Genomic DNA, 15,906 nt, shown 5'->3' with positions numbered 1-15,906 from the left:
TGAGGGACTGCACTGCCCCGGTTGGTTCAACGGATGAGCGGCAGAATGGCCCGGATACGGGGATGGCGCGCGTAGAGGCCGCCCCATGTCATCGCACCCAGAAGCAGGGAGATTATTTCCGGCGCCGACCCCAACTCACCGATGCGGACATGGGCGCAGATGGCACCTCCCAAAAAGCCCGTCACCAGGATCGCGCCGAGCACGGTGGTAGCCGGGATGGCGTAAAGGATGGCGCAGGCGAGTATGATCGGACCCACGACATGGGTCAGGTCCATCGAGAACCCGGTTTCCTGCAACGTGCTCGCGATCTGTGCCGGCGCGAAAAGCTGAATGGTACCGTCTGCCGCCAGAGCGACAACGACAAACGCGCTCATGATCCGGCCCGCCCACAGGGCGCCATGCAGGGCCACAGTTTTAGGCATCTGACGCAGGTTCATAGTTTCGGACACTTGTCATTCTCCGATGGGAGGATCCCATATTCGAAGCTTACTGTGCCTCTTAGGCGTGATAAACACCGAGAAAACGAACCAACTGTTCTCTTTTTGGGACACAATACCGAGGCACGAAAATGCAGAATCTCGAACCCATCCTCATTTTCATAACGGTAGCGGAAATGGGGAGCTTCACCCGCGCGGCGGATAGCCTGGGTATCCAAAAAGGGAGGGCCTCAACGGCGGTCCGGAAGCTGGAGGAAGATATCGGTGTCAGGCTCCTGCACCGGACGACGCGCAGCGTGCAATTGACTGAGGACGGCCGCGCATTTCATGCCCGTGCCCGCGATCTGCTTGCTGAAGTCGATGACCTGCACTCGATGTTCGCAGGCGATCGCGTGGCACTTCGTGGGCGTTTGCGGGTCGATCTTCCGACCGAGGTGGCGCGCACAACGATCGTGCCGGCCTTGCCGGATTTCATGGCGACACATCCCGAGTTGGAGCTGGAGGTGTCGAGCACGGATCGACAGGTGGATCTGGTTCAAGAGGGGTTCGACTGCGTATTGCGGCTTGGCCCCATAAGGGACGAGACGCTGATTGCCCGCCCACTGGGCCTGTTGCGTATGGTCAACGCTGCCAGTCCCGCCTATCTCGCGCGCTTTGGCGTCCCTCGATCGCTAGAGGATCTCCAGCGTCAGGAACATCGGACAATTCATTTTTCGACGACACTGGGCGCAAGGCCCCATGGATGGGAATATCCGGACGGCGACAGCTACGCGACGCTTCAGTTGCCAGGTGCGCTGCACGTCAACAGCGCGCAGACCTACGAAGCCGCTGCCCTCGCCGGCCTCGGCCTGATACAAGCGCCGCTCTTGGGGATTGGTCGATACTTGGAGAGTGGCACGCTTGTGGAGATCCTACCCGATTTTCGTCGCCGGGCGCTCGCCGTGTCCCTCGTCGTGGCACATCGGAGCAATCTGTCGCGCCGGGTCCGCGCATTCATGAAATGGATCGAAGATGTGCTGGCGCCGTATATGGAGTAGCGAGACGAACATCTCCGTGCCGCCGTCGAAATCAACATTCTGAAGCTATGTCTGCCGGTCGGCGACCCAACAGAATGCGGCACTGAAACCGGCGACCTTTGACGTCCGACATGAGATGTCCTCAAACTTTCCGCCTTCTGTCTCCCCAACGCCGTGCCCATGCACAGAACCATTCCGTATCAAGTTCGGAGGTATCCGGTTGCTCGCAACCCTATCCGGGGCCGCCGTCGATCTCCGTAGCGTAGCAAAACGGGCAATCGAAACGAATGGCCGTTTTCAGGCCCGGGAACGGCGAGGATGGGGCGCGAAGCGGTCATGCCGGACGTCACCTGCGAGAGTTTGCTTCGGGTCAGATCAAGTCGATACGCGCGACGAGCCTGAAGGTCCGCTTCTGGCCTTCCGAGCCTCGAACTCGCCAGTCCGCTTTTTCGGCCCAATAGCGGTCGCTTACAGGGGCACGTTCCGAAGGTCAGCACCTGACGCGAGCAGATCCTTGCTAGAGGTGAACGAGGTCAGTTTGAATCCTTACCGCAAAGGCAAACCTACGTTCTCAACGAGTTCGTCCAGTCCTTGCTCGCAAAATTGCAACACCCCCTCTTGACGGTCGGCGTCATCAGATTCAGTTTTCGTGACGCACGATAATCGCGAAAATACCATGGCCGACGACACGCCCAAACGGAAGCGAGGCCGCCGACTGAAGGGCAGCGCTCCGATGTCCCCAGCCGAGCGTCAGCGGCGCCGTCGCCAGCGGCTCATTGAAGCCGCACAGGTGGGGTTCCTGGTGCGCCTGTATTCCGAGCGGATGGCGGGACGGCTTGAAACGGCGGAGAAGCAAATCCGGGAGTTGACAATCGCGCTGCAGGAGAAGGATCGCCCAGCCTATCCTGGTCTGGTGACCAAGATCGAATTCTCGATTGAAGTCCTAAGGGAGAACCTGACGCTGCTCCAGGAGGCACTCCCACCAGACGGAAAACGCTCTCCGACTTGAATTTCGTACCGAGCCACGGCCATCGAATAGCTCAAATTGGCATTCTGGGTTTACATCGGTAGCCAAGCCCCTAGTTTTAGAGCTTCGCGCCGTGCACCCCGAGTGCGCGGATGATCGAGAACGGGACCGTGAGCTTAGGCCGGCCCCTCAAGAACTTCCGAAAGGATGACTGCTATGACACAGGCCAAGAATGGCGATACCGTGCGTATCAACTACAATGGACGCCTAGTCGACGGCACTCAATTCGATTCTTCCGGCAGCGAACCGCTGCAGTTCACACTGGGTGAAGGACAAGTGATCTCCGGTCTTGAAACCCATGTCGAGGGCATGGAGGTGGGTGCGAAAAGCACCGTCACCGTTCCAGCCGACGCCGCCTATGGCCCTCACCGCCCCGAAGCGGTCATGACCATCGACCGCGCCAAGGTGCCAGACAACATCAACGTTGATATCGGCACTCGATTGCAGGTCAGAACCCGCGACGGTCGCCCCATCCCGGTAACAGTCGTCGAAGTTGACGACGCCAGCGTCAAGCTCGACGGCAATCATCCATTGGCCGGAAAGGATTTGGTGTTCGACGTTGAACTGGTCGAGATCGTTCAGGCGGCGTAAGGCACGAATCCGGCCCAGAATTGGTCGGCTTCGCGGGCTTGCTGATTTGCGAGATGACGGGCCGGTGGTCATGGGGATTCCTGCGGACGTCGCCAAGGCGACTAACCAGACCCTGGCGCGTGCGTGGTCCGTTGCTCTCGATGATCATCCGGACGAACCGGATGGCATTCTCTATCTCTCCCGACTGAACGGGCACACCAATCTGGCTGTCTATGGCCGCGCGGTCGCACGCCTTCGAGCCGTGCGTATCATCAAGCTCATCGCCGCGTGAGGCGTTGCCTCCGCGGTGATTGCGGCCCCGGCCCGACACATCGGGCGCCTGTCGCGCGGGAGATGGTCTTCCGCCTCCAAGACAGGAGCCGGCAAGATATCCCTTTCGCGTCGGTGCCTCCCGGTGATGAAATGTCGCAATTGCCCGGTCGGATCCACGGAAAATTGCCGGCGCCCATTTGCTCGTGAGAAATTGTGTTGCATGACCGACTAGGCTAATGTGTTAGGTCCTTCATGGCGGAGCAAATTAAGAGCGCCTCGCGCGAGCGTATGACGATCCTTGGCGACGTCGATGCTGTCTCCTTCGTGCCGTGGATCCGGCGCCATGCCGCCAAGCTCGGGCTTGTGCAGACCATATCCAGCACCAGTACCGGCCGGATCGAACTCGACGTTGCCGGCCCAGTGGAATTGATCGATATGATGGAAATGGGATGTTCCCTCGGTCCCATCGATGTCTGGGTCGAGGCAATCCACCGCGCGCCGATCAAGGGAGAAACCGGCTAGCTTGAACCTCATGCAGGGACCGGCTCCTCGGCGCATTGGACCAGTCTTGCCTTTTTTTTAGTCATTATTGCCAGTGCGAAAACATTGTGCAAACGTGACAACGCCGGTAGGAGGTCGTCGGCCACGAATTTGCATTCAGAAGATGTCGATCCTGTTCGGAAAGTTGAAGCATGAAGTCACGTACGACCGGCTCTTGGACGCCAGTCGCCCTTTCCGCCGACTTGCCGGTGGGAACCGTAATTCCGGCAAGGACGCCGACCGGACCGATTGCCCTTTGGCGAAGCCAGTCCGGGGGCGTGTCGGCATTCGCGGATAGATGCCCGCATCGCGGCATGCGGTTGTCCCATGGATTCGTGCGCGGCGAGGCCCTTTCCTGCATCTATCATGGCTGGAGCTATGCCCAAGCCGGAAACTGTGTGCGCATCCCGGCCCATCCGGGCCTGACACCGCCGGAGGCGATCCGGGTCGCGACGCGGCAGGTCGAAGAAGGCGACGGGATCATCTGGATTGCCGCGGATCAATCGGCAACTCGTCCTCCGCGACTTGACGGTCTCGCTCCGCTGCGCTCCCTGACGGCATGTGCCGGGATTGCGGCGATAGAGGCGGCCGCTGGCACCGATGCCTCCCCCGGGGGCATTGTCGGATTTGCCAACAATTCACAGACGATCCGGATGCTGGTTGCCTCGCTGGAAGACGAACAGGCGCTGATTCATGTCCTTGTGGAGGGTGACGCCAGCCCACCGGAGCGGATCGCCGCGTCACGGGCAGCGGAGGCCCTACGGCGCATGGCCGAGCATATTCAGCGGAAAGGGATCGCATGATGATCCCAAACGCAATGGTCGACGAATGGTATCCGGTCGGCCTTTTCAGCCAACTGGATGTGAGTGGGCGCAAGACGGCCCTCATGGGCGAGCCGGTCGAGGTGGGACGCGACGCCGAGGGAACCGTCAGGGTTACATCCGCCGATGGCCGCATGCTGCCCGTCTGCGTGCGCTACGGCCATATATGGACGTCGCTCGGCGAACCGCGGAAGCCGCTCTTTGCGATTCCCGAGGCCGACCAACTCGGCCGCCGGCTTGTCGATGTCGGCGTGGTCCGGGTGCGCTGCTCGCCGCTGCGCGCGGTGGAAAACTTTCTGGACATCGCGCACTTTCCCTTTGTGCACACGGACATCCTTGGTGCCGAGCCGCATACGGAAGTTCAGAACTACAAGGTCGACATACGCGAGGACGAAGACGAGGTCTGGGCAACGCAAGTGAAATTCTACCAGCCGCAGGCCGCCAAATCGGCAAGCGGGGGCGTCACCACGGAATACATGTACCGCGTGCCGGCGCCAACCTGCTCCATCCTCTACAAGACCTGCCCGCCGCGTCCCGGTGAATGGGACGTGATCACCCTCTTCGTCCAGCCGCTCGCGGAAGACCTGTGCGACGTCTGGCCATGGATGGCGCTCTTCGACGATGAGACGTCGATGACCGACCTGATCCACTTCCAGCAGACCATCTTCGTGCAAGACAGGTCGATCCTCGAAAACCAGATCCCCCGGCTGCTGCCGCTTGACCCCGGCATGGAGATCCCGACCCGGGCCGATCTGACCTCGGTCGCCTACCGGCGCTGGCTGAAGCGCCACGGCTATACCTATGGCGCGCAACTGGTGGCGCAATGAAGCTTTACGACTACATTCTTTCGCCCAGTTGCTACAAGGTTCGCCTGATGGCGGCGCTGACGGATGTGCGGATCGACATCCGCGCGGTCGATTTCCATCCCGGCGCCGAGCATCGCGGTGCCGAACTCCTGGCGCTCAATCCCGCCGGTGCCATTCCAATTCTGCAGGATGGCGACCTGATCCTAACCGAATCTTCGGCCATGCTCGTCTACCTCGCCTCAAAGGTCGACCCGCGATGGCTTGGCGGCGGTACGGCCGAGGAAGCAGCGCGTGTCCAGCAATGGCTTTCCTTCTCGCATCGGCTGACGGCCAGCCTCGGAGGCGCGCGCCTCCACGAGATGCTTCTGCGTCCTGGCGATATCGCCGGCCTACAGGCACAGGGAACCGCAGCCTTGCGCGAATTGGAAGCGGGTCTCGTCGAACAGAGTATCCGTGGCATGCGGTTCCTCGCCTCGCAACGGGCGACGATTGCCGATATCGCCTGCTTTCCCTATGTGGCGCTGGCGCCGGACGGCGGCGTCTCGCTCGATCCCTACCCCACGATCCGGCTCTGGTCCCGTGCCGTACGCAGCATAGAAGGCTTCATCGAGATGCCCGGCATCCACCGGTTGCACGATTTGAAGCCGGAACCCCTCCCTGAAACCAGTGGGTTCTGACGTGGCAGGCTACCTTTTTGAGAATTGCGTGGCAGTCATCGTCGACACGGGCGACGGCCTTGGTGTCCGGCGCAACGTGGACGTGCTGACCGATGGCCCCGCGATCAGGGCGATCGGCGAAGGTCTTGGCAAAGGACCGCTGCCCGCCGGGACCATCACGCACGACGCCGCTGGCTGGTTCGTCTATCCTGGGCTCGTGAACACCCACCACCACTTCTTCCAGTGTTTCGTGCGCAACCGAGCGGATCTCGACTGGACGAAGTTGTCGGTGATGGAATGGCTCGACCGCATCTATCCGATCTTTTCGCGGCTGACCGAAGACTGCTTCTACCACGCCTCGGTCACCGCGATGGCCGAGATGATCAAGCACGGCTGCACCACGGCGTTCGATCACCAGTATTGTTTTCCACGCCATGCCGGCAAGCGGCTGATCGACCGCCAATTCGAGGCCGCCGACCTCCTGGGCATGCGCTTCCATGCGGGCCGCGGTGGCAACACTCTGCCGAAGTCGGAAGGCTCCACCATTCCCGACGCCATGCTGGAAACGACTGACGAGTTCATCGCCGATTGCGCCCGCCTTATCGACACCTATCACGACGCCGGCCCGTTCAGCATGCGCCAGCTTGTCGTCGCCCCTTGCCAGCCGGTCAACTGCTACCGCGAAACCTTTGTGGAATCGGTGGCGCTGGCACGAGATCGGGGCGTCCAGATGCACACGCATGTCGGCGAAGGCGAAAGCCGGGTTATCGAGGCCCGGTACGGCATGCGGACCGTCGACTACTGCGCGGAACTCGGCTTCGCGGGGCCGGACGCCTTCTATGCCCATTGCTGGGAACTGACCCACGACGAACTGCGCAAGATGGCTGCAAGCGGAACCGGCGTCTCCCATTGCCCAGAACCGGTCTATCTGGTTGGCGCGGAAGTCACGGACATTCCGGCCATGTCGGCCTTCGGCCTCCGTGTGGGGCTCGGTTGCGACGGTGCCGCCTCGAACGACAATTCCAACTTGATGCACTGCATCCACTCCGCCTACATGCTGCAGTGCCTGGCGGCATCGACGCGTGCGCATCCTGTCCCGCCGCCGGCCGACTTCCTCGGCTATGCCACGACGGGCGGCGCGGCGCTCCTGGGCCGAGGTGACATCGGCCGGCTTGCGCCCGGCATGGCCGCCGATCTCTTCGCCATCGACACCCGGCGCATGGACTATGTCGGCACCCGGCACGATCCGCTGAGCCTGATCGCCAAGGTCGGCATCGGCATGCCGACGGACCTGACCATGATCAACGGCCGTGTCGTCTGGTCGAAAGGCGAGTTCACCGGGCTCGACGAGGGGCGGCTATTCGCCGACGCCGAGGCGGCACTTGCCTCGGTTCAAATCTAGAAACTTGAAAACAGAGGAACCTAAATGCTGAAAAATCTCAACCGCAGAATACTGATGAAGGCCGCCGCCGCCTCCGGCCTCGCCGCGGTGCTGGGCGGTCGCTCCGCGCTCGCCGCCGACGAACCCTTGGGCATCACGCTCGTGGTCCCCTCGCCGGTCGGCGACGTCGGCTGGGGCCGGGCGCTTGCCGACGGCCTGGAGCCGGTAAAGGCCGCTTATGGCGACAAGGTAAAAGTCACGATCATCGAAAACATCGCGGAAGGCCCGGATGCCGACCGCATCATGAACAAGACCGTTGCCGACGGGAACAAATTCCTGATCGCCGGCTCCTTCGGCTACCAGAACGGCGCCCTCCAGGCCGCCCACCGCAATCCCGGCGTCACCGTGCTGCACGCCTCCGGCTTTCAGGTGGCGCCGAACTTCTCGCCCTTCGCCGCCAAGTATTTCCAGGGTACCTATCTGATGGGAATGGCCGCTGCCGCGCTGTCCAAGACCGGCAAGCTCGGTTCGGTCTCTGCCTTCGCCATTCCAGAACTGATCACCTCCATCAACGCCTTCACGTTGGGCGCGCAGGCGGTGAAGCCTGATATCGAGGTCTCGGTCGTCTGGGTAAACTCTTGGTTCGATCCGGCCAAGGAACAGGAAGCCGCCAAGGCCTTGCTGGCGCAGAAATGCGACGTGATCTTCTCCAATGCACAGGACACGCCGTCGGTCATCGCGGTCTGCGAGGAGGCCGGCATCTACACCTTCAACCTCAATTCCTCGATGAAGAAATACGCTCCGAAAACCTATCTCGGTTGCGTCGCGACGGATTGGTCGCCTTTCTTCAAGGCCTCGGTCGACGCCCATCTCGCTGGCACGTTCAAGGGTGCCAACGCCTTCCTCGGCGTCGGCGACAAGGTCGTCGAGGTCGTCGACTGGAGCCCGGACGTGCCCGCCGACATGATGGCCAGGATCAAGGAGGTCGAGACCAAGATCGCTAATGGCGGTTTCTCGCCATTCACCGGACGGATCGCCAAAGCCGATGGCAGCGATGGCGTCCCCGCCGGCGCTACGCTCACGGATGCCGAGATTGTCGCGATGGACTGGCACGTCAAGGGCGTCACCACCCCTCTGCCGAAGTGATCCTATGACTGCTTCGCTCCTGTCGCTTCGCGGCATCTCCAAGAAATACGGCCAGATCCATGCCAATCAGGACATCGATCTGGACGTGGCTCCACGGTCGATTCACGCGATCCTCGGGGAAAACGGGGCGGGCAAATCGACGCTGATGAAGCTGATTTACGGCGTCGAACAGCCAGACGGCGGAACCGCCTTCTGGGACGGCGAACCCTTGCGCCTTGCCTCCCCCGCGGAGGCGCGGCGTAAGGGGATCAGCATGGTTTTCCAGCATTTTTCGCTCTTCGAAACCCTGACCGTGGTGGAGAACATTCGACTGGTCGTGCCAGGCCGGAAAGCCCGCCTGGCGGAGCGCACCCGCGCGCTCGGGGACGAGTTCGGCTTGGAGGTCGATCCACTCGCCCAAGTGCATGCGCTCTCCGTAGGCGAGCGGCAGCGGGTAGAGATCATCCGTTGCCTGATGACCAATCCGAAGCTGCTGATCCTCGACGAACCAACCTCTGTCCTGCCCCCGCAATCGGTGGGCAAGCTTTTCGAGACGTTGCGCCGGCTACGCGACGGCGGCGTCTCCGTCCTGTTTATCTCGCACAAACTGGACGAAATCCGTGCAGTCTGCGACCGGGCGACCATCCTGCGCGGCGGGCGCGTGACCGGAAACGTCGACCCGCGCGATCACGATACGCACGACCTTGCCTGCATGATGATCGGCCGCGACATGCCGGAGCCAGCGCCGGCACTTCCCATGCCCCGGGGGGAAAAGCGGCTCGAGATTATCGGCCTGGACTATCGGCCCCACGACCTCTTTGCCGTTGCGCTCTCAGATGTCGACCTCACGCTGCGTTCCGGCGAAATCCTCGGCATAGCCGGCATTTCGGGGAATGGGCAGAGCGAGCTCGCCGCGCTCGTCTCCGGCGAGACGCTGCTGCCGAAGGGACAGCGCGACCATATCCACATGATGGGCAAGGATGTGAGCGCGCTCGACGCGGCCTCGCGCAGAAAACTCGGATTTGCCTTCGTCCCTGAAGACCGGCTCGGTCGCGGCGCGGTACCCGAGATGTCGCTCGTCCGCAATAGCCTGCTGACGGCTCATCCGCTCGGGCTTTTGAGACGCGGTCTGGTCGACAAGGCGCGGGCGACGGCGTTCACCAATGACTGCATCCGGCAATATGATGTGCGCACGCCCGGCCCGGACGCGGAGGCCGGCGCGCTTTCGGGCGGCAATCTGCAGAAATTCATCGTCGGCCGCGAGATCATGCTGTCCCCGAAACTGCTGCTCGTGGCGCAGCCGACATGGGGCGTCGACATCGGTGCCGCATCCGCCATACGCAGGCGCCTCGTCACACTGCGCAACGGAGGCATGGCGATCCTCGTCATCTCCGAGGAACTGGAGGAACTCTTCGAACTCTGCGATTCCATCCAGGTGCTCCATCACGGCCGGCTGAGCCCGCCGCTGGTCACGAACGACACCAGGCCGGAGGACATCGGGCGATACATGATCGGAGCATCTGCAACCGCCGGCCAGGTTCCCGCATGAACGCTTTTCCAGTGTCTATCCTCCCGGCCCTTGTGCGCCGGGAGCACGCCTCGCTCGCTGCTACGCTGCTTGCCCCTCCCGCCGCGCTCGCCGTGGCGATCCTTTTCAATCTTGGGCTCTACGTGCTGATCGGCCGGGACCCGGCAGCAGTCGTCTATGCGATGCTCCTCGAGCCGTTCCTGTCCTGGGCCTCATTCTCGGAAGTGCTGCTCAAAACAGGACCGCTGCTTCTCGTCGCGCAGGGGCTGGCGATTGGTTTTCGCGCAAAGGTGTTCAACATCGGGGCCGAAGGCCAGTTTATCCTCGGCGCCATCTTCGCCTCGGCCATTCCCGTATGGTTTCCGCTGGCAACGGGCCTTTGGATCTGGCCATCGATGCTGCTCCTCGGGGCCATAGGCGGCGCCCTCTGGGCGTCGATAACCGCCTTCTGGCGCGTCCGGCTCAACGCCAACGAGATTCTTGTCTCCCTGATGCTGAGCCTCGTTGCCGTACAGGTGCTCAACTACCTGCTGCTTGGCCCGTGGAAGGATCCCAATGGCTTCAACTTTCCTCAATCCGTGATGTTCCAGTACGATGCGATGGTGCCGATCCTGATCCCCGGCACCCGCGTCAACGTCTCGCTGCTTCTGGCATTTGCCTTGTCCATCGCGGCATGGGCATTCATACAGAAGAGCTTCACCGGCTACAAACTGCAGGTTGGCGGGCTCGCGCCGCGTGCTGCCGCCTATGCCGGTTTCGCCGAGGGACGGGCGATCTGGCTCTCTCTGCTCATCGGCGGCTTCGCCGCGGGACTGGCGGGCGCGGCCGAGGTGGCCGGCCCTATCGGTCAACTGCAGCGCTCGATCTCGACGGGTTATGGCTACGCGGCTATCATCGTCGCCTATCTCGGCGGTCTGCATCCCCTGGGCATCGTTTTTTCGGCGCTCATCATGGCGGCGCTCTATATCGGCGGCGACAACGCCATGGTGTCGGCCAATCTGCCGGTCGCCGCGGTGCGCGTCTTCCAAGGCAGCCTGCTCCTCGCCTATCTCATCGCCGCTGCCTTCGTGCGCTACCGTCTCGAATGGCGCCGTCCCGCCCACCGGAGCCCATCATGAACGCCGTCGAGTTCGTCCTTGCCGGCATGCTCGCGGCCGCAACGCCGTTTCTTCTCGCGTCGCTGGGCGAGCTGGTGGCCGAACGCACCGGGGTGCTCAATCTCGGTGTGGAAGGATTGATGGCATTCGGCGCGGTCCTCGCCTTCATCATCGTCTATCATGGCGGCGGGCATTTCCTGGGTTTCCTCGCCGCGGGCGCCGGCAGCGCGGCGTTGTCCCTCGTCTTTGCCATCGTCACGCTCGGGTTTCGTGCAAACCAGGTGGCGACTGGCCTCGCCATCGGCATCCTCGGCCAGGGCCTCTCGGCGCTGTTCGGCAAGACCTATGAAAGCCTTACTGTCCGGGGGCTTCCAAAGCTCGCCTTGCCCTGGCTTTCCGATATCCCGGTCGTCGGCGGGCTTTTCACGCAGGATGTCGTCGTCTGGCTTTCCCTTGCGGCGACCTTGGCCATCTGGGCGATGTTTGCCTATACGAAGGCCGGGCTCGTCATCCGGGCCGTCGGTGAAAACCCCAAGGCGGCGCACGCAATCGGCTATCCGGTCATCGCCGTCCGCCTCGCCGGAGTCACGTTCGGCGGCGCGATGGCAGGCTTTGCCGGCGCCTACGCCGCAGTGGTTTATACGCCGCTTTGGGCAGATGGAATGATCGCCGGGCGCGGCTGGATTGCCATTGCCCTCGTCGTTTTCGGAACGTGGCTCACCGGTCGGATTTTCCTGGGTGCATGCCTCTTCGGCGCGGTGTCGCTTTTGGCTCTCGCCGCGCAGGCAACGGGACTGGACGTGCCGTCGCAACTGCTTTCAAGCTTGCCCTACCTGGTCACGATCATCGTACTCGGCATCATTTCATCAGACCGCCGCATGATGCAGCTCAACGGCATCGCCTCGCTCGGTGACCCCTTCGAGCATTAACAACAGCTAAATTTAGTTTCCATGCGAGTTGTGGCTCAGCTTTATCCCAAAGCGGGTCAATCAATGCATTTTAACCACGGCGCTATGAGCGCGGCCGCATTGGGGCCGACAGCGGGCGGGCAGCTTTAAGCTACAAATAGCTAGAAGCGGACATTGCTGCACTCCGCTTGCTTCGTCGAGAAGCTGGCCTGGGCGGACACTCGGATCTCCAGACTGAAAGGTCGGAATGCGCCCTGACCCGGATATTGTCTTGGTTGCCGGTTCGGACATTCCCGTCGCCGCGAGCTTCCTTCTGCAAATCGCCGGCCACAGCGTCGCAGTTCAGGGGAACGAATGGGTTCGGAGTATCTGGGCCGGACACGCCTTAGATCTTCAGATGCTGAAGAACTCGGCTCGCCGTTCCCTCGGTTACATCCCCAGCATCGTCGATACGGCCAAGTTTTAGCACCGCCCAGTTGTCGGCGACGCCAAGCGCGAAGGGCAGGTTCTGCTCGACGATCAGGATCGTCGTGCCGTTGGCCCGGCGTTCTTCCTTGAGAGCTGTGGCGATGCGTTCGACGACGGAGGGCTGCAGGCCTTCGGAAATCTCGTCGATCAAAAGCAGCTTCGGCTGCAGCATCAGCGCACGGCCGAGGATGAGCATCTTCTGCTCGCCGCCGGACAGCGTTCCGGCGCGTTGCGACAGGCGCTCCCGCAGGAACGGAAAATGCCCGTAGACCCGCTCTACCGCTTGCGCAAAGCCGCGATCCGAACGCAGGGCGAGCCGCAAATTGTCGCGCACGCTGAGATCCTGGAACAGGGCCTGCTCCTGTGGCGCATAGCCGACGCCCGATGCGATCAGCGAGGCCTGGGAAACGCCTGACATCGACGCGCCATCAAGGCTGATGTCGCCCGAACGCAGCGCCACGAAGCCTAAAATGGTTTTAAGCACCGTGGTCTTGCCCATGCCGTTCTTGCCCATCAGCGCAAAAATCTGCCCAGGCGCGATGGAAAGCGACAGCGCCTCGATGACGGCAACCGGCCCATAGCCGCTCGAAACGTTCGACAGCGAGAGTTTCGGCAAGGTGGTTCTGGCCTCTCTGGTCTCAAGCATGGGCGGCTCCCGAATAGATCGTCCTGACCGTTTCGGAATTGACGACCTCGGCGACGCTGCCGTCGAGGACAAGCTTGCCCTGGTGGAGAACGACGATCCTGGTCGAGATGTCGCGGACGAAATCGAGATCGTGCTCGACCAGGATGGCGGCAAAGCCAAGCTCCCCGGTCAGCTTCTGCAGCGTGGCACCGATGGTGGTGCGCTCGACCTTGGTCAGTCCGGCCGTCGGTTCGTCGAGCAGGATGAGTTTTGGCTCGAGCGCAACCACCATGGCGAGCTCAAGGCTCTGTTTCTGCCCATGCGACAACAGCGACACCGGCTGGCCGAGCATACGGTCGAGCCCGGTGGAGCGCAAAATATCGGCGGCGGCTGCCGGCAGTCCAAGCGTGGCGGAGCGGCGCAGCAGGCTCGGCGCCTGGCGCGAGGCGCGTGCCATGCGCAGGCAGTCGGCGACGGTCAGGCTGTCGAAGACGCTCGCCACCTGGAATTTTCGGCCGACGCCGAGCGTCACGATTTCGTCCGGGGTCATGCCATCGATGTTCTGGCCGGCGATGCTGACCCTTCCGGTGGTGGCCTCGGTGCCGTCGCTGAGGCAGCGCATCAGCGTCGTCTTGCCGGCGCCATTGGGGCCGACGAGGCTGACCAGTTCGCCGGGGCGCACATCGAGGTCGATGCCTTGCAGAACCTGCAGGCTGCCGAAGGATTTGCCGAGGCCGCTGACGGAGAGCACGCGGTTGTCGCCGGTGCTGCCGTTCCCGGCCGGCGCGACGGTGATGGCCGGGCTGCCGGCGGCGTTGGCCTGCTCACCATTGCGGCGCGGCAGGGCCATTCTGGCCAGTTGCGCCAACCCGTTCGGCAACAGGATGATCATGACCACGAACAGGGTTCCGACGACCAGGTTCCACAGGAAGGGCAGATCGCCGGACAGCTGGGCGCTGAGATAGTCGATGCCGATCGCACCCATGACCGGCCCGATAATGGTGCCGCGGCCGCCAAGGGCGGTCCAGAGGACGATCTCGGTGCCGAAGACGAAGCCGGTGTTTTCCGGCGCCACCACGCCGGAGGCATTGGCATAGAGGAAGCCGGCAATGCCGGCGACGCCGGCCAGCAGCGCCGTCAGCACGATCTTGAGGCGCTGCGGATTGAGGCCGAGATAGGCGCAGCGCGCTTCATTGTCGCGAATGGCGACGAGCAGCTTGCCCGCATCGGAGCGGGTGAAGACCAGGGCGACGACTGTGGTGACGATCAGGCAGATGCCGGTGAGCCGGAAATAACCCGGCAGGCCGAGCGGCAGGCCGGAATAGCCGACCAGCCCGCTGCTCGATCCGGTCCACACTCCGCCCGAAAACACCAGTTGCGTCACCACGATCGGCACCACCAACGAGATCACCGTCGCATAGAGCGGTGTCGAGCCATGGCCGAACGACAGCCAGCCGACGAAACCGCCGAGCAGCACAGGCACGATGACTGCCAGGGCAAGCGCCAGCGCTAGAAGGGCGGGCGTCGAGCCGAGATGGCTCAGCACCATGGCACTGGCATAGGCGCCGGTGCCGAAGAACGCCGCCTGGCCGAAGGTCAGGATGCCGGTGTAGCCCCACAGAATGTCGACGGTCACCGCCAGCATGGCGTAGATCATCGAGCGGGTCAGCACGTTGAGCGTAAAGCGATCGAACAGCGCAGGTCCGATGACGACGACGACCGCGGTCGCAAGCGCAATGGCTGCAAACAGCCAGACCCTCGGTGGGATGGAACGGTTTTCAGGCACGGGCAAATCCCTTCGGGCTGATGCGCAACACCAGGGCGCACAGGACCGCCACCGTGATGCCGCCGAGAATGGGGCTGACGAAGGTGCTGACCAGAACCTGGGCGCCACCGAAGACGATGCAGGCGATGGCCAGCGTCGAGAAGGACGATCCGGCGACCATGACCAGCATGAACGAGCCGATCAGCCAGGCGACGCCCATATTCGGATCGACGCTGGTCAGCGGCGTCAGCAGCACGCCGGCAAGTGCCGCCAGTCCGGTGCCGACCATGAAGGTGGCCAGCCGCACGCGGGCGGTGTCGACGCCGAGCGCGCGGGCCAGCATCTCGTTCATGATCACCGCTTGCGCCGACAGGCCGAGCCGCGTGCCTTCGAGAAGAAAGGTGAAGGCAAGCCCGATCACCAGCGCGGCGGCCACCGCGAACAGCCGGTAGAGCGAATAGCCGACACCGAAGACATCGACCGTGCCCGACAGGAGATTGGAAGTGAATTGCACGTCGCGCCCGAACCACAGCGTGATCAGCTGGCCGATGACGATGCCCAGCCCCCAGGTCGCCAGAATGGCGTCTAGCGGCCGGCGATAGAGCGGCCGCACGATCACCAGTTCGGTGATGCCGCCAAGGATTGCGCCGACGGCAAATGCGATCGGCAGCGCTGCCCAGGGATTGAGCCCGAGGCCGGCCGTCGCCACCGCGCAATAGGCACCGATCGTCAGCCAGGCGCCGTGGGCGAAATTGATGATCTTCAGCACGCCGAAGATCGCAAGCAGGCCGGCGGCAACGATGAACAGGATCGCCGCCGTCGTCACCATGTCCAGGAGAAGCGTCATGGCAGGTCCTCGATGA

17 protein-coding genes are annotated in these 15,906 nt (G+C 62.8%); 13 read left to right on the top strand and 4 right to left on the bottom strand.

Annotation, left to right across the window (positions count from 1 at the left end; all coding sequences use genetic code 11):
* Positions 1-26: 26 nt before the first annotated feature.
* Positions 27-449, bottom strand: a complete 423-nt coding sequence (locus FJV80_RS19950; protein ID WP_095775892.1) for a DoxX family protein — start codon at positions 447-449, stop codon at positions 27-29.
* A 119-nt stretch (positions 450-568) separates the two neighbouring features.
* Between FJV80_RS19950 and FJV80_RS19945 the strand changes: the two genes are divergently transcribed.
* From FJV80_RS19945 to FJV80_RS19885, 13 genes are all read left to right on the top strand, one after another.
* Positions 569-1,474, top strand: a complete 906-nt coding sequence (locus FJV80_RS19945) for a LysR family transcriptional regulator (RefSeq protein ID WP_095775893.1) — start codon at positions 569-571, stop codon at positions 1,472-1,474.
* Positions 1,475-2,129: 655 nt separating this feature from the next.
* Complete coding sequence (locus FJV80_RS19940) at positions 2,130-2,462, top strand: hypothetical protein (RefSeq protein WP_095775894.1); 333 nt, start codon at positions 2,130-2,132, stop codon at positions 2,460-2,462.
* Positions 2,463-2,636: 174 nt separating this feature from the next.
* Positions 2,637-3,071, top strand: coding sequence for a peptidylprolyl isomerase (locus tag FJV80_RS19935; protein ID WP_095775895.1), 435 nt, complete (start codon positions 2,637-2,639; stop codon positions 3,069-3,071).
* A 70-nt stretch (positions 3,072-3,141) separates the two neighbouring features.
* A complete protein-coding gene (locus FJV80_RS19930; RefSeq protein ID WP_095775896.1) occupies positions 3,142-3,342 on the top strand; it encodes a hypothetical protein in 201 nt (66 codons plus the stop codon).
* A 269-nt stretch (positions 3,343-3,611) separates the two neighbouring features.
* A complete protein-coding gene (locus FJV80_RS19925) occupies positions 3,612-3,845 on the top strand; it encodes an acylphosphatase (protein ID WP_246689002.1) in 234 nt (77 codons plus the stop codon).
* A gap of 170 nt (positions 3,846-4,015) precedes the next feature.
* Positions 4,016-4,666 (top strand): Rieske (2Fe-2S) protein, encoded by a 651-nt coding sequence (locus FJV80_RS19920; RefSeq protein ID WP_095775898.1) that lies wholly within the window; start codon positions 4,016-4,018, stop codon positions 4,664-4,666.
* Positions 4,666-5,511: an aromatic ring-hydroxylating dioxygenase subunit alpha gene (locus FJV80_RS19915; RefSeq protein WP_095775927.1), complete on the top strand. Its 846-nt coding sequence runs from the start codon at positions 4,666-4,668 to the stop codon at positions 5,509-5,511. The genes FJV80_RS19920 and FJV80_RS19915 overlap by 1 nt, the downstream gene beginning before the upstream one ends.
* On the top strand, positions 5,508-6,167 hold the full coding sequence (locus FJV80_RS19910) for a glutathione S-transferase family protein (RefSeq protein WP_095775899.1): 660 nt from the start codon (positions 5,508-5,510) through the stop codon (positions 6,165-6,167). Before FJV80_RS19915 ends, FJV80_RS19910 begins: the two co-directional genes overlap by 4 nt.
* A gap of 1 nt (position 6,168) precedes the next feature.
* Entirely contained in the window at positions 6,169-7,548 is a 1,380-nt protein-coding gene (locus tag FJV80_RS19905) for an amidohydrolase (RefSeq protein ID WP_095775900.1), read from the top strand.
* A gap of 27 nt (positions 7,549-7,575) precedes the next feature.
* Entirely contained in the window at positions 7,576-8,673 is a 1,098-nt protein-coding gene (locus tag FJV80_RS19900; RefSeq protein WP_179296006.1) for a BMP family ABC transporter substrate-binding protein, read from the top strand.
* Positions 8,674-8,677: 4 nt separating this feature from the next.
* Complete coding sequence (locus tag FJV80_RS19895; RefSeq protein WP_095775902.1) at positions 8,678-10,201, top strand: ABC transporter ATP-binding protein; 1,524 nt, start codon at positions 8,678-8,680, stop codon at positions 10,199-10,201.
* A complete protein-coding gene (locus FJV80_RS19890) occupies positions 10,198-11,298 on the top strand; it encodes an ABC transporter permease (RefSeq protein ID WP_095775903.1) in 1,101 nt (366 codons plus the stop codon). The genes FJV80_RS19895 and FJV80_RS19890 overlap by 4 nt, the downstream gene beginning before the upstream one ends.
* Positions 11,295-12,206, top strand: a complete 912-nt coding sequence (locus tag FJV80_RS19885; protein ID WP_095792995.1) for an ABC transporter permease — start codon at positions 11,295-11,297, stop codon at positions 12,204-12,206. The genes FJV80_RS19890 and FJV80_RS19885 overlap by 4 nt, the downstream gene beginning before the upstream one ends.
* A 364-nt stretch (positions 12,207-12,570) precedes the next feature.
* Here the strand turns inward: FJV80_RS19885 and FJV80_RS19880 are convergent, their stop codons facing one another.
* Genes FJV80_RS19880 through FJV80_RS19870 form a run of 3 tightly spaced genes read right to left on the bottom strand, consistent with a single transcriptional unit; the run spans position 12,571 to position 15,890 of the window.
* Positions 12,571-13,299, bottom strand: a complete 729-nt coding sequence (locus FJV80_RS19880) for an ABC transporter ATP-binding protein (protein WP_095792947.1) — start codon at positions 13,297-13,299, stop codon at positions 12,571-12,573.
* Positions 13,292-15,070: an ATP-binding cassette domain-containing protein gene (locus FJV80_RS19875; protein WP_142877212.1), complete on the bottom strand. Its 1,779-nt coding sequence runs from the start codon at positions 15,068-15,070 to the stop codon at positions 13,292-13,294. Before FJV80_RS19875 ends, FJV80_RS19880 begins: the two co-directional genes overlap by 8 nt.
* Complete coding sequence (locus FJV80_RS19870) at positions 15,057-15,890, bottom strand: branched-chain amino acid ABC transporter permease (RefSeq protein WP_142877211.1); 834 nt, start codon at positions 15,888-15,890, stop codon at positions 15,057-15,059. Before FJV80_RS19870 ends, FJV80_RS19875 begins: the two co-directional genes overlap by 14 nt.
* Positions 15,891-15,906 lie beyond the last annotated feature (16 nt).

The organism is Mesorhizobium sp. WSM4310 (genome assembly GCF_007003935.1).
In the GTDB taxonomy this organism is placed as follows: Bacteria; Pseudomonadota; Alphaproteobacteria; order Rhizobiales; family Rhizobiaceae; genus Mesorhizobium.
Note: the sequence above shows the minus strand (reverse complement) of the source record. Positions and strands in the feature narration are given on the sequence as shown.

Excerpts from the sequence above, each read along its gene's own strand:
- FJV80_RS19945 (WP_095775893.1), top strand. The coding sequence starts at position 569 with ATGCAGAATCTCGAACCCATCCTCATTTTCATAACGGTAGCGGAAATG.
- FJV80_RS19940 (WP_095775894.1), top strand. The coding sequence starts at position 2,130 with ATGGCCGACGACACGCCCAAACGGAAGCGAGGCCGCCGACTGAAGGGC.
- FJV80_RS19935 (WP_095775895.1), top strand. The coding sequence starts at position 2,637 with ATGACACAGGCCAAGAATGGCGATACCGTGCGTATCAACTACAATGGA.
- FJV80_RS19930 (WP_095775896.1), top strand. The coding sequence starts at position 3,142 with ATGGGGATTCCTGCGGACGTCGCCAAGGCGACTAACCAGACCCTGGCG.
- FJV80_RS19925 (WP_246689002.1), top strand. The coding sequence starts at position 3,612 with ATGACGATCCTTGGCGACGTCGATGCTGTCTCCTTCGTGCCGTGGATC.
- FJV80_RS19920 (WP_095775898.1), top strand. The coding sequence starts at position 4,016 with ATGAAGTCACGTACGACCGGCTCTTGGACGCCAGTCGCCCTTTCCGCC.
- FJV80_RS19915 (WP_095775927.1), top strand. The coding sequence starts at position 4,666 with ATGATCCCAAACGCAATGGTCGACGAATGGTATCCGGTCGGCCTTTTC.
- FJV80_RS19910 (WP_095775899.1), top strand. The coding sequence starts at position 5,508 with ATGAAGCTTTACGACTACATTCTTTCGCCCAGTTGCTACAAGGTTCGC.
- FJV80_RS19895 (WP_095775902.1), top strand. The coding sequence starts at position 8,678 with ATGACTGCTTCGCTCCTGTCGCTTCGCGGCATCTCCAAGAAATACGGC.
- FJV80_RS19890 (WP_095775903.1), top strand. The coding sequence starts at position 10,198 with ATGAACGCTTTTCCAGTGTCTATCCTCCCGGCCCTTGTGCGCCGGGAG.
- FJV80_RS19885 (WP_095792995.1), top strand. The coding sequence starts at position 11,295 with ATGAACGCCGTCGAGTTCGTCCTTGCCGGCATGCTCGCGGCCGCAACG.
- FJV80_RS19880 (WP_095792947.1), bottom strand. The coding sequence starts at position 13,299 with ATGCTTGAGACCAGAGAGGCCAGAACCACCTTGCCGAAACTCTCGCTG.
- FJV80_RS19870 (WP_142877211.1), bottom strand. The coding sequence starts at position 15,890 with ATGACGCTTCTCCTGGACATGGTGACGACGGCGGCGATCCTGTTCATC.